Source organism: Marinomonas sp. 15G6-16, from assembly GCF_055809555.1.
Map to the genome: position 1 here is coordinate 721,075 of NZ_CM147916.1, position 13,784 is coordinate 734,858.

The window sequence follows — 13,784 nt, forward strand, 5'->3', positions numbered from 1 at the left end:
AAAAATCCCTTATTTTCAGCATCTAAAATGAATGAATTAAAGCTTCGTAGCGGTTCGAATAGGCGAGCTATTCTATGTAAAAAACAAACAAATGCAAATGATAACACTTATCGTTGATAACCTATGAGCTCAATATATCAATACACCACTCCTACACACTTTGTTTATACTGGTTTCATTATGTAAAGAAGTGAAAATTTTATTTAATGAACTAAACAGAAAATACGATACTCTGAGTAGAGCAAAATGTAATATCTGAACAACTAAATTGATCAGAAAGCATATCAAATTGATTGTTTTGCATAATAAATCGCGTTGTTGAACTCAATATATTTACTTATTTTCATTAGGATTCATTGAATGATGAACAGGCCGTTTCGCAATACTGGAGTACTTTGCCTTAGTTTATTTTTGGCAGCGTGTAGCAGCACAGGTAGTAACTCAGAAAACCGCCAAAACTATGCCGAATTAGCTCAAAGTGAGTTCGATACCGTAAGCGAGCAAAAATCCGCTCAATGGCAAAATCTAGATAAAGTGGCTCCTGTAAGTTACTTAACCGATTTAATTCAAGACTCTCAATTAGATGCTCTCATTCAACAGGCTCTTGATGCGAACCCTAGCCTTCAACAAACTCAACTCACTTTACAAGCCAGCTTGTGGGATATTAAAAGCCAACATGGTGATTCCTTACCAAGTGTTGAAGCAGGCTTTTCCGCAGATAAAACTGAAGGCGACAACATCAGTTACGATGCCGACCTAAAAATCAGCTGGGAATTGGATCTTTGGCAAAAGCTCGCTAATTCAGAAGAAGCCTCTACCAAAGCTCTGGCCAGCGACGAAGCGCTTTATCAAGCGAGCCGTGACACATTGGTAGCAAATGTCATTAAGTCTTGGCTTGCTATCACAGCCAAACAACACGCCATAGACATTGAACAAAAACGTTTAACTCTATTAGAAGCAAACGAATTACTGATTCAAAAACGTTTCAAAAATGGTCTTGGTGACCTAGAAGAACTGGATGCAGCTCGCACATCCACCTCACAATCAAGATCAGACCTAGTGGAATATCAAGAAGAACTCGCCATTGAAATGCGTACTTTACAGCTGTATTTGGGAAGTTCGGATTCGCTCAATTTTGTCGCCAATGCAGATTATCCTGACGTCAATTTATCTTTCAGCAACTTACCAGAGCAAGCTCTACAACGTCGCCCTGACTTAAAAGCCGCTTATCTAGACATTGAAGCCGCAGACTTAAATACCTCTGTGGCTTACAAAGACATGCTACCGAGTATTAGCCTCAGCGCCACATTAAGCGAAACCGCTGCCTCGCCAACGGGCGCCCTGTTCGGTTCACCTATTTGGACTTTATTAGCGCAATTGACTCAGCCGCTGTATCAAGGTGGTCAATTAAAAGCCGCAGCAGAAGTAGCAAAATTAGAAACGGCGCAAGCCTTTCAAGCCTACCGTGAAACCTTATTAACTGCCGTAAACGAAGTTGAAAACACATTGGGAAAAGAAAAAGTCTTGTCTCTACAGACACAACATATTCGCGATGCTTTAAACAGCTCAAAAAAAAACCTCAGTCAGTATGAGAAAAAATACCGCTCAGGTCTTGTGGAAATCAGTGACCTGATTGATGTGCAAACCACTACCTTTGATCTGGAAGCACAATTAGACGACATCATATATCAACATTTATCAAACCGAGTCGATTTAGGGCTCGCATTAGGGCTTGGAGTAAACGAAGAATGAAACGCCTTTCACTATGGATCACCTTAATATTGGCCCTAATTTCGATTGTTGGAGTGTATTTCTACATTACCAGCGCGGTTGAAGCTCAAAACAACAAGGTACGAAAAGCTCGCCCAGAAGCGCCAGAACAAGCCTTACAAATAACCGTCATGGATGCCGAAATAGGCACTTATGCTTCTTCAATAAATACGTCTGGTTTAGTTGAACCAAGATACTCCCTAACATTAACCAACCAAGTGAGCGGTGAAGTAACACAAATATCGAACCAATTTGAGTCAGGCCAAGTCATCAAAAAAGGCCACCTTTTGGCGACCCTTAAAAACACCGAGCTAAACAGTGATGTAGCTAGCGCGAAAAACACATTAGCCAGCGCGGAACTCGCACTAAAAGAAGAAATACGCCAAGGCGAGCAAGCCAGAGCCGAATGGGAAGCATCTGGTTTTGATGAAGCACCAGATTCTGATCTTGTACTACGTGAGCCACAACTTGCCGCAGCCCAAGCAGAGTATGACGCTGCCAAAGCCGAATTAGAAAACGCGCAAAACGATTTAAAAAACACCAAGCTTATTGCCCCTTTTGATGCTCTGGTTGTAGAGCGTTCGATCTCGCCAGGTTCTTATCTCAGCAGCGGAGACGAAGTAGGCACACTTTACAGTATTGATCGTGCTGAAATTCAAGTCGATCTATCAAGCAGTGATTGGCTCAAGCTACCAGATATCCAAACTCTGCTTACCTCTAACTGGCCAGTGACCATCAGCAGCGTCGATGACAACGCTACTTGGCAAGGGAAAATACTCAGTGTTGGGCTACACATTGATGAATCAACACGCATGCGTAGCCTCACTATTAGTTTAGACAAGCCATTGGAACAAACACCTCAGCTGATTCCTGGCTCTTTTGTTGGCATCACGCTACAAGGCAAAAAGCTTGAAAACTTATGGCGTTTACCGAACACAGCCTTAAGCCAAAAAAGCGAAATATGGTATCTGGACGAAGACAAGCGCTTGAGCGCCTTTGAAACAACACCTCGTTTTGTGGATTCAAACTACGTTTATATTCAAGTTCCAGAAAGCATGAGAGAAGGAACTTACCAAGTACTCGTGCAGCCTTACAACAGCTACATCAAAGGCACGCTGGTTGATCCGATTAAAGCATCAACAAAAACCACAAACGCAGCAGCAAAGGGCAATAATCCATGAGCCCTATCGACCAACACAAAGGCATTATTCCTTGGTTTGCGAACAACCCAGTTGCTGCGAACTTATTGCTAATCCTGATGATCACATTGGGTGTGATCAATATGGGTTCTATCAACAAAGAAGCGTTTCCTAGCTTATCGCCTAACAGGGTCTCGATTTCCGTCAGTAACGACAGTGGTTCCGCCAAAGAAAACGAGGAAGGCATTGCCATTCCTATCGAGCAAGCGTTACAAGGCACGTCTGGCATTAAAAACATCACCACCTCGTCAACCTCAAGCTCAACCGGTGTGAGCATAGAAATGATCGATGGTTATGACATCGATGTTTTAAAAGAAGATGTTGAAGACGAAATCAACCAAATTACCTCTTTCCCAGACGACGCTGACCCTGCGGTTGTTAGCAAAGCAGTTCGTGAAGAACACTCCATCTGGATTCAACTTTATGGGGACGCCGATCGTCGTACTTTGCAAAAGCTAACCGACGAACTGGAATCAGACTTGCTCGCCAGTGAAGACATCAGCGCTACTTCTATCACGGGTTGGTTAGACCCAACTATGATGGTTGAAGTGGATAGGAATAAACTCGAAGCCTATGGCCTAACGCTAACAGACATCGCCACGGCGATTAATGCAGAGTCTTCTACGGCGAAAGTGGCAACGCTACGCAATGAAGATATTTACCTAAGCATCAGTGCGTCTGAGCAAGCCTATATAAAAAGCCAATTCCTGCAAATTCCAGTCAGAACCAACGAAAATGGCGGTAAGCTTTTACTCAGTGATATTGCCAATATTCGCGACGTTTTTGACGAAGACGAGTTTGTCTTGTCTCGCTTTAACCGTCAGAACAGTTTGGCTATTCAAGTACTCACCAAAGGCACCAGCGATATATCCAATTCGGTTATTGCTGCAAAAGCCATCATTCAAGATTGGCAAGACAGTGGCCGTTTACCTCCAAATGTGAGTTTAGATACTTGGTACGATCGCAGTGAATCCATTAACCAGCGCTTAGAACTCATGGTCGAAAACGCGGTGACAGGCGTGTTCCTAGTCTTTGTACTGCTAGCCATTTTCCTAAACATCACCGTAGCATTTTGGGTTGCCATGGGTTTGCCATTTATCTTTTTCGGCACCCTCTTTTTCATGGGAACGGAAAGCATCGGCTTAACCTTAAACATGTTCACCACCTTCGGTTTTATCATGGCCTTAGGAATAGTAGTGGATGATGCCGTGGTGGTCGGGGAAAGTATTTATACGGTGCGGTCGAAAGAAGGCGATACGCTCGGCAGCACCATCAAAGGCACCATGATTGTGGCGGTGCCAACTCTGTTCGGTGTATTTACGACGGTGGCGGCTTTTTGGGCGCTATCCAATATTGAAGGACGTTTAGGGCAACTTTATTCTCAATTCGCCATTGTTGTTGCGATTTGTCTTGTATTGTCTGTGATTGAATCAAAAGTCATTCTACCGGCTCACTTGGCTCACATTAATACACGTAAATCCACTCGTACTAATCCAATAGCAAAAGGTTGGGCCTTGGTTCAACGAGGTGCTGATAATGGCTTACAATGGTTCAGTGATCGCATTTATAAGCCAAGCATCGACATCGCGCTAAACCACAGATATGCGATCTGCATTTTCTTCTTTGCGGTTTTCCTATTGGTTATGTCCATGCCGTTCACTGGCGCCATTCGTATTAGTTTCTTCCCTCAAATTCCGGGTGACACTGTGCGAGGCAGTCTCACCATGTACAACGATGTGAGTTACGGTCAAACCAGCCGCGTCTTGTTAACCTTAGAAGAAGCGGCTTACAAAGCGGATATTGCTTTGCGAAGTGATACTGGTGAACGCCGCCGTCCACCAAGACCAGATGCCGAAGGTGGCGACAATACAACTAAACCCAAAGCAGAAGCTGGCAATCGCCCAGCAATGAAGAAACCACCAGAGCCCAAAGGTGATGTGGCAATTCAAAACATTCAGGTAACGTCCAGCGATGAGCAATCCGGCAATATTCGGATCGAACTCGTCACTGATCGACCTTACACCTCTGCGCAGTTTGCGGCTAAGTGGCAAGAACTGTCAGGCATGCCAGAAGGCGTGAAAAACCTAAGAATTCGAAGCGCACGAGAAACCGTTGACGCATTAAGAATAGAGCTAAGAGGCAATGACTCCAGTGTGTTAAACGGCGCTATGGATGAATTATTAAAACAGCTCGAAACCTTACCCGCTGTCACCGGTATTGAGCAAAATACAGAACTGACTGAATCTCGAATGGTATTAAGGCTCACCGAACAGGGTCGTTTGTTAGGCTTATCCACCAGCGATCTTGCCTCTCAAGTGTCGACCAATTTCGACGGTCAAGTAGTACAAGAATACCAACGCGACAATGCCGAAGTGGAAGTACGTTTGGGTTATCCTAACGACCAACAAGAATCCCCTTCTGCTGTTATGAACACTAAGATCACACTGGACGATGGCACGCGTATTCCTTTGTCTTCTGTGGCGACATTATTTCAAGAAGCGGCAGAAACGACGATTGTTCGTATTGATGGCAAACGCTCTTTGTATTTATCTGCCGAGGTGGATAAAGACGAAATGTCTTCAACTGAGGTTGTCGAATATTTAGAGAAAGCGGTAGTGCCACAAATGGAACGCCAGTTCTCAGGTGTGTCTGTGTATTTCTCTGGTGAAGCGGAACAAAGAGCCGAAACTCAGTCGTCCATGTCTGAAATGTTCCTTATTGCCCTGTTAATCATTTATGGCTTACTGGCAATTCCGTTGAAGTCTTACAGTCAGCCGCTGATCATCATGATGGCGATTCCGTTCGGTATTATCGGTGCTTTGCTTGGCCATTGGATGAACGACTTAACGTTGGGTATTTTCTCTCTGAACGGCATTCTTGCTCTCAGCGGTGTGGTGGTAAACGATAGCTTGTTACTTGTGTCACGTTTTAACGATCTGCGCCATGAAACCGATCATGTTAAAAAGGCCATAAGCTTGGCTTGTCGTAGTCGATTACGTGCCGTTCTGTTGACGTCTTTCACCACTTTCGCTGGTTTGATTCCTATTCTTTGGGAAACCTCAAGACAAGCGCAAATGTTGATTCCAGCCGCCGTGTCCTTGGCTTACGGCATCATGTTCGCAACCGTCATTACCTTGGTGTTGATCCCAGTGCTTCTTATGATCAAAGAAGACATACATAACCTGATTGCTAAGATCAAAAAGAACCCTAGTGATGATTCTGATATCAGCAACCAACAAGCCGCAACGCTTTAGGTTAGCTCAGGCTAAATAAGCACACGCTTAGCAACATCAGCACATCATAAAAAAGGCCCTTCCAACGTAAGTTGAAAGGGCCTTTCTATTTATCGATCAACAAGGGCCAAACAAAGCAGCCCAATAATGAAAAATCGAATTATTCTTGAACATCCATATATTTAGATGCCCAAACGCGGTTATCTTCCAAAGTAGAATAACGCGTTGAAAGTTCAGAAGCGTTTAAAGTACCTTCCGCGATGCCACGTTGTTCACGCAAGCAATCGTAAGTTGCTTTGATCGCAGCGAAGTACGCCGCATGACCATTAACAACAATACGAACACCGTTTGCAGCAAGGCGAGCACGGTCACGCAATTCTGGGTTATCGTACGCAACCAGCATAATCGGAATCGAAATATGCTGAGCAATTTCTTCTAAGTGAGCGAAATCTCGAATACCCACCATGCAAATGCCGTCCACACCAACAGCTTGGTAAGCTTTTACTCGTTGGATAGTTTCTTCTGTGCTCAATTGGCCTGCATTTGTACGTGCGATGATGCTCATCACAGGATCAATACGCGCTTCAATTGCTGCTTTTAATTTACCAACCGCTTCTTCAACTGGAATCAAATCCGTCGATTTATGGCCGTATTTTGCTGGCAATAAAGTATCTTCAATTGTTAACGCCGCAACACCCGCTCTTTCCAACTCAGTGATGGTACGCATCACATTCAATGCGTTACCATAACCATGATCGGCATCAGCAATAATAGGCAAACGTGCAACTCGACCAATACGTGTTGCTTGCTCAGTGAATTCACTCAATGTAATCAATGCGAAATCCGGTGCCGCTAAAACCTGAAGCGAAGCGACAGAGCCACCTAAAATACCTACTTCAAAACCAAGATCTGCTGCAATACGAGCAGACATAGGATCAAAAGTAGATGCCGTGTAATAACATTGCTCGCTCGCTAAGAGTGCTCGAAAGTCATTACGTAAATCATGTTGAGATGGTGTTGCCATAAAGAAACCTCTAATAAAGCTATAAAATTAAATTCTGTAAATATGCGCAGATTATACTCGTCTTGGTATTTTGCGTCTTTACACTTTGACCCTTTATTTAGATTTACTCTGTAAATAATATTTTTAATTGTAACGGTTCATTTTTATCAAAATCTTTACAATAAATTTAAAAATCTACATTCTTTCCAAAAACCAAAATCGACTTATCTTTTTCTATCATAAACCTACGCTTTTTTATGATTTTCTTTCCTTTGTTTCTGGTTCCGAGCGTTTTTCTGAGGAATTAAAGCCAAGTAAGCGACAGCAAAAAAGTACAATTTAGATTCTCATAAAAACAGGTCGTTTTTTAACCACTTCATTCCGTGACAGCTACCAGCCTTGCATATAGAATGCCTGCCATTGCTCGTCCGTAGCACACCTAACCTACCTAATTATGACTTTACCTAAATGAAGGCACACAAATGAACGCTTGGTATCTCATCTGTTTTTTATCAGCTTTGGCGGTTTTTATCGCCTTTACCAACCAATTTATCTTAAAGATGCAAACCACAATCGCCATTACAACTGGCTCGGTGGTGATCTCTTTACTATTAATCATTGCTGTAAAAATGCTAGGGGATGAAACCGCCCTTTTTATTACTCAAGTCGTCGGTGGCATTGATTTTAACCAGCTCCTTCTTAAAGGCATGTTAGGCTTTTTGCTGTTTGCTGGCGCACTGGAAATCGATCTAACCGCCTTAAGAAAACAACGCTGGGAAATCACCATTTTGGTACTGTTTTCCACTCTGGTTTCCACCTTTTTAGTCGGCTATTTGAGCTATTACCTGTTTGCACTGTTGAACTTCCCAATCCCATTTATTTACTGCTTGTTGTTCGGCGCTTTAATCAGCCCAACAGACCCTATCGCTGTCTTGGCGATCATCAAGCAAATGAGCGCACCACAAGGCATTTCTATTCAAGTGGAAGGAGAGTCTCTTTTTAATGACGGTGTCGGTTTGGTTATCTTCACGACCATTTTTGCCGTGGCTTTTTACGGTACAGAAGCCAACTTCCATGACGTTGCGGAGCTGTTTTTGACTGACGCTATTGGTGGCATTTTATTCGGCCTCGCTATCGCGCTACTGGGTCACTTCACTATCATCAACTGTAAAGACGTCAACACTCGTTTACTGGTTACCTTAACCATTCCTTCTGCTGGTTTTGCTTTGGCCAATATCTGGGAAATTTCAGGCGCATTAGCCATGGTGACAAGCGGTATTTTGCTCGGCAACATCACTCGTGAAAAAGCTTCTAAACGACGCGGTCCAGAAGGCACGCGTTATGTAAAAGACTTCTGGCATGCCACTGACAGCTTTTTAAACGCCCTACTTTTCCTGATCATAGGCATGCTCATTGTTGCTATGCCATTAAGTTGGGAAGTCATCGGCTTAGGTTTACTTATGGTTCCTGTGGTTTTATTCGCACGCTTTATCAGTGTTGGCAGCCCGTATTTAGTGTTCAAACGCTACCGCAGTTACGACAAACACTCAGTGAAAATTCTGACTTGGGGCGGTTTAAGAGGAGGTCTTGCTTTGGCGATGGCAGCCGCGATTCCATCCGATAAAGTCTTCATTCAAGGTTTGGATATTCATGACATCATGGTCATCATCACTTATGTTGTCGTTATCTTCTCTATCATTGTTCAGGGCTTAACTATTTCCCCTTTGATACAGAAAAGCATTCAAGCAGCGGAAGAGAAAGCCAACTTAGAATCCCAAGGGAAATAGCCCTTTTCTCTTTCACATCACAAAGTAAAAAGGGGAGCTAAATAGCTCCCCTTTTTACTATTGTCTCGCCCGCAAACGCTAATGATCAATATCAGTACAAATAAGATTAATTTAATGCCGCAGATAGGAATTGCTGTAGACGCTCACTTTTAGGATGATCAAATACTTGATCCGGTGTGCCTTGCTCTTCAATTTTACCCTGATATAAAAAGACAACATGATTTGCGACGTTACGTGCAAAACTCATTTCATGTGTTACAACAATCATGGTCGTTCCTTCTTCTGCCAGTTGTTGCATAATTTTCAACACTTCACCAACCAGCTCAGGGTCTAAGGCCGAGGTCGGCTCATCAAAAAGTATCACTTCAGGCTCCATTGCAAGTGCTCTGGCAATGGACACTCGCTGCTGCTGGCCGCCTGAAAGTTGCGATGGATAACGCGCCTGCATTTTTTCATCAATACCTACTTTTCTTAAATAACCAATCGCCCTTTCCTTAGCTTCTTGCTTATTCACTCCCAAAACTTCAATCGGGGCTATCATCACATTTTCCAGTACACTCATATGACTCCAAAGATTAAAGTGCTGAAATACCATGGTGAGTTTCGTTCTCAGTGATTGCAGTTGTTTTTTATCAAATACCTTCAGTTGACCATCTGAGTCTCGCACCATATTGATAAACTTCCCTCCAATATGGATACTTCCCTCTGAGGGTTTTTCAAGGAAGTTTAAACAACGTAAAAATGTACTTTTACCCGAGCCAGAAGAGCCAATGATGCTAATCACATCACCAGCTTTGGCCTTTAAAGAAATGCCTTTAATGACCTCATTATCACCGTATTTTTTATGCAACTCTGTTACGGCTAACTTTGTATTTTCTAAGCTCACTTGAATACCTCGGATGATAATGCTCGTGTTGTAATCTGTTTTTCTAAGACTCAATTATGGAAAAGTCACATAAGCATGGAAGAACAAAAATAATTAAGAAGGCAACTCTACTTTTTTGCTAATGAAGCGAAAGCCACGGCTCAAAAGCCATGCAAGGAGTAAATAGAAAGCACCTGCAATAATTAACACCTCAAAAGGCGCATAGGTTTTCGCAGCGAAGCTCTTCGCGATGCCCGTCATATCCATCAGCGTAACCGTGCTAACAATTGAAGTGGCCTTAAGTACCAAAATCGCTTCATTACCAATAACAGGTAAGATGTTTCGGTAAGCTTGAGGCAAAATAATTTTTCTATAGATGATGAAATTCGATAGGCCCACAGCCATTGCCGCTTCATGCTGCCCTTTCGAAATGTCTTTGATTGCCCCTCGAACAACTTCACATGTATAAGCAGCAGAATTTAATCCGATGGCTAAAATAGCGGCGTACATAGGCTCACGTAACACAGGCCAAAAGAAGCTTTCTTGAATGAAAGGCACACTTGCTAACCCATAATAAATAATAAAAAGTTGAATCAGTAATGGGCTTCCTCGCTCAATAAAAACAAAAGCCCCTGATAGCTTACGATAAAACTTATTTGAACAATCTCGTAATAGCGCCAGTGGTAAAGCCACAATTTGCCCTAATACAAAGGACGCAACAGTAAGCAATACCGTCATCCAAAGTCCATTTAGAACCACTGGAAATGCACGAGTGAATAATTCAGCTGACATCATTTACCCTCTCCCTAACTGAGAACCAAGCTGCATGCGGTTAATAATGACTTGGGATACATAGGATATAAATAAATAGAAAGCCGCAGCGACAACATAGAAAAGTAAGTGCTGTTGTGTAGATCCGGCAGCAACAACGGTGACACGCATTAACTCCTCAAGACCAATAACAGACACCAAAGCGCTTTCTTTTAAACTAACCAGCCATTGGTTTGCCATTCCCGGCGCAGCACGCCGAATTGCTTGAGGTAACACAATGAAACGAAATATCTGAATTTGAGAGAAACCATAGGCATAAGACGCTTCCCATTGCCCCTTATCAAGGCTCAATAATGCGGCTCTTAATATTTCAGTCAAATACGCACTGGCAACAATGGACAACGCACAAATGCCAGCCGCCAATGCGCTTACCTCAAAATAACTCCCTGAGATATTCGTTAGCAGAACCGTACCACCATAATAAAAGAAAAAGATAATTAAGAGTTCAGGCAATCCTCGAAATGTATCGACGTATATTTTGATTAAAAATCGAACAGAATGATGCCCATATATGGAAAGTGGCGCCATGAATAGTGCAATCACAAGCCCAATAGCAAAGCTTGAGATTGAAACTTCAAGTGTGATCAAAGCACCTTCTAATAAGGTTAGAAGATAAGGTTGAAGAAATGTTAACGTATTCATGACGCAGGCCTTTTAATCTACATGTTAATTATAAAAAGTGAGCTTATTGCGCACTCAAATCATAACCAAACGTAGCGTTCGAAAGGCGAACAATCGTTCCATCTTCCATCATGGCTTTCAGTGCTTCATCCACACGCGCTTTAAGCTCAGCATTGCCTTTACGAATCACAATGCCCTGACCACGACCCAATTCAGAAAAATCACCACCTTTTAATAAAGGGCCTACATATTTAAAGTCCGTTGGGTTTTCACCGACTAAGCCATCCCAAGCGCTACGCTGAGTGAAACCAGCATCAATTCGTTTGGCTTTGATATCAGTAAGGATTTGCTCTGGGCGCTCATAAACTCGCACTTGAGCACTAGGAATATGGTTAATAACAACTTGTTCTTGGGTGGTACCAGATTGAACACCGACTTTTTTTCCATCAAGAAAAGCTAACAGCTTAGTTGTGTCGATATCTGACTCAACTGTGTTACTAGAAGAGATAATAAAGCTCGATGGAGAATCAGCATACGCAATGGAGAAATCAACATTCTTTTCACGCTCAGCATTAATAGATAAAGCCGCCAATACTAAATCGAATTTGCCGATGGCCAAACCAGGTAATAAACCATCAAAATTTTGGTTTACCCATACACATTCAGCACCAATTCGAGCACAAACTTCATCACCAATATCACGGTCAAAACCAACAATTTCACCAGCACTGTCAACGGATTCCCAAGGTGGGTAGTCCGCGCTCGTACCTATTCTAAGAGTCTCAGCAGACGCAGAAACACTAAATGTCAGTAAAGCTGTCGTAAGTAAAGTATTAATACGCATAATTGTTCCTTATGTAATTGATTTTTGTGTTTTGAACCTTTTTACCCTTATGCAAATAAGAGTGTATTCAAATGAATCTGCTCATGATTTTTATTTCAATGCATAGATAGGTTCATTTATGCATTCCTTATTTTTATGGTTAGAGCAGATAACATGCCAGAAAACTAAAACGGTAAAAGTAAACTTTAATTTCTTAAGAATTGGTTTTTAATCCAAAATCACGCGGATAATTAAAATAAAATTCACCATTGGATAACATTTTTGCACAAAGTACGGAGAATACTTTGTTTCTAACTGAACGCTTTTTCCTCCACAAATCACTAAAAAATTAACGCACTATAAATGTGCTGTTAATGCACTAAATATAGTATTCCTATCACCAGATTAACGAGAGACTTCAACCACTAGACTCTCTCTAACGAAAAGTATTCAAGGCTCTAACGCCATTAACTATGGTCTGTTGCTCTTTCGAAAAGGATAAACGCAGCAACTTGTTGTCCGTGCCGTCGCTGTAGAATGCAGATAATGGAATCGTTGCGACACCATGCTTGCAGATTAATTGCTTAACCACTTCTGAATCACTCTCTTGCGTTAAATGCCCATAATGAATCAGCATAAAAAACGAGCCAGAACTAGGTAAGACTTCAAAAGGCCCCGAGGCCAATTCCTGAATCATCAAGTCTCGTTTGCTCTGGTAAAAATCCGATAGACCAAGGTAAGTGTTTGAGTCTTTCATATGCTCACTGAAAGCGTATTGCATCGGAGTGTCTGCAGAGAACATCATAAACTGATGAATTTTTACAATTTCATTCATAATGGCAGCCGGAGCGACACAACACCCCACTCTCCAGCCAGTAACATGGAAAGTCTTGCCAAAAGACGTCACCACCACGCTGCGTGCGGCCAATTCTTTGTGACCGGATACACTCAAATGTTGTTTACCGTCGAAAATGACATGCTCATACACCTCATCAGAAAGAACAATAATATCGGTATCTCTAATGAGTTCTGCCAATGTGTCCAAATCCGCTTGGCTCATCACACTGCCAGATGGGTTGTGTGGTGAATTTAAAATGATCATTTTTGTCTTAGGCGTTAATGTGCTTTTAACCAGATCCCAATCAATTTTAAATTCCGGCACGGTCAGCTTAAGACCCACAGCCTTCGCACCTTGCAATCGAACAATCGGAGCATAACTGTCAAAACATGGCTCGAAGTAAATCACTTCGTCTTCAGGTTTTACTAATGAAGATATGGCGGAATACAACGCCTGACTTGCACTTCCCGTAATTAAGACTTCTTCGTCAGGATCATAATTTTGATTATGTAAGCTTTTGATTTTTAGTGATATTTGTTCTTTCAGACTTGGCAAACCAGTCATAGGTGCATACTGGTTATGATTCGCCTGCATCGCTAATTCAACTTGTCTACGCAGGTCTTCAGAACAAGGAAAATCAGGTGACCCTTGAGACAAATTAATCGCATTAAATTCACTAGCAAGCTGGCCAATAACACTAAATATCGTGGTACCAACACCATCTAACTTAGATACAGGACTAACCGGTGAAGTAATCATAATAAATCCTAATACAGGTAAAAATTTATACTTCTATTAAATAAAATATTATTGG

Annotated in this window: 10 protein-coding genes; 4 read left to right on the forward strand and 6 right to left on the reverse strand. The window is 42.2% G+C overall.

All coding sequences use genetic code 11. The features are described 5' to 3' along the window. Positions 1 to 360: 360 nt before the first annotated feature. From AC0L46_RS03475 to AC0L46_RS03485, 3 genes are read left to right on the forward strand one after another with little or no spacing between them, the layout of a single operon-like run. Positions 361 to 1,752 carry a TolC family protein gene (locus tag AC0L46_RS03475; RefSeq protein WP_473505776.1) on the forward strand — a complete coding sequence of 464 codons (1,392 nt, stop codon included), beginning with the start codon at positions 361 to 363 and terminating at the stop codon, positions 1,750 to 1,752. Then, a complete protein-coding gene (locus AC0L46_RS03480) occupies positions 1,749 to 2,951 on the forward strand; it encodes an efflux RND transporter periplasmic adaptor subunit (RefSeq protein WP_473505778.1) in 1,203 nt (400 codons plus the stop codon). Before AC0L46_RS03475 ends, AC0L46_RS03480 begins: the two co-directional genes overlap by 4 nt. Continuing rightward, entirely contained in the window at positions 2,948 to 6,223 is a 3,276-nt protein-coding gene (locus AC0L46_RS03485; RefSeq protein ID WP_473505780.1) for an efflux RND transporter permease subunit, read from the forward strand. The genes AC0L46_RS03480 and AC0L46_RS03485 overlap by 4 nt, the downstream gene beginning before the upstream one ends. 139 nt (positions 6,224 to 6,362) lie before the next feature. Here AC0L46_RS03485 and AC0L46_RS03490 read toward each other — a convergent pair whose 3' ends face one another. Beyond that, entirely contained in the window at positions 6,363 to 7,226 is an 864-nt protein-coding gene (locus AC0L46_RS03490; RefSeq protein ID WP_317004550.1) for an isocitrate lyase/PEP mutase family protein, read from the reverse strand. 461 nt (positions 7,227 to 7,687) lie between these two features. Between AC0L46_RS03490 and AC0L46_RS03495 the strand changes: the two genes are divergently transcribed. Then, positions 7,688 to 8,992, forward strand: a complete 1,305-nt coding sequence (locus AC0L46_RS03495; protein ID WP_473505782.1) for a cation:proton antiporter — start codon at positions 7,688 to 7,690, stop codon at positions 8,990 to 8,992. Positions 8,993 to 9,098: 106 nt separating this feature from the next. On the opposite strand, the gene hisP is transcribed toward AC0L46_RS03495, so the two are convergent. The 5 genes from hisP to AC0L46_RS03520 all read right to left on the reverse strand — a co-directional run bounded on the left by hisP (position 9,099) and on the right by AC0L46_RS03520 (position 13,729). Continuing rightward, positions 9,099 to 9,878: a histidine ABC transporter ATP-binding protein HisP gene (gene hisP / locus AC0L46_RS03500; protein ID WP_473505784.1), complete on the reverse strand. Its 780-nt coding sequence runs from the start codon at positions 9,876 to 9,878 to the stop codon at positions 9,099 to 9,101. A 93-nt stretch (positions 9,879 to 9,971) separates the two neighbouring features. Continuing rightward, the gene (locus AC0L46_RS03505; protein ID WP_414680966.1) at positions 9,972 to 10,652 is read right to left on the reverse strand and encodes an ABC transporter permease; all 681 of its coding nucleotides are present in this window, start codon (positions 10,650 to 10,652) and stop codon (positions 9,972 to 9,974) included. Continuing rightward, positions 10,653 to 11,330, reverse strand: a complete 678-nt coding sequence (locus AC0L46_RS03510; RefSeq protein WP_473505786.1) for an amino acid ABC transporter permease — start codon at positions 11,328 to 11,330, stop codon at positions 10,653 to 10,655. It abuts the gene before it with no gap. Positions 11,331 to 11,373: 43 nt separating this feature from the next. Next, positions 11,374 to 12,153 carry a transporter substrate-binding domain-containing protein gene (locus AC0L46_RS03515; protein WP_414680968.1) on the reverse strand — a complete coding sequence of 260 codons (780 nt, stop codon included), beginning with the start codon at positions 12,151 to 12,153 and terminating at the stop codon, positions 11,374 to 11,376. 415 nt (positions 12,154 to 12,568) lie between these two features. Next, positions 12,569 to 13,729: a methionine aminotransferase gene (locus AC0L46_RS03520; protein WP_473505788.1), complete on the reverse strand. Its 1,161-nt coding sequence runs from the start codon at positions 13,727 to 13,729 to the stop codon at positions 12,569 to 12,571. Positions 13,730 to 13,784: the final 55 nt, after the last annotated feature.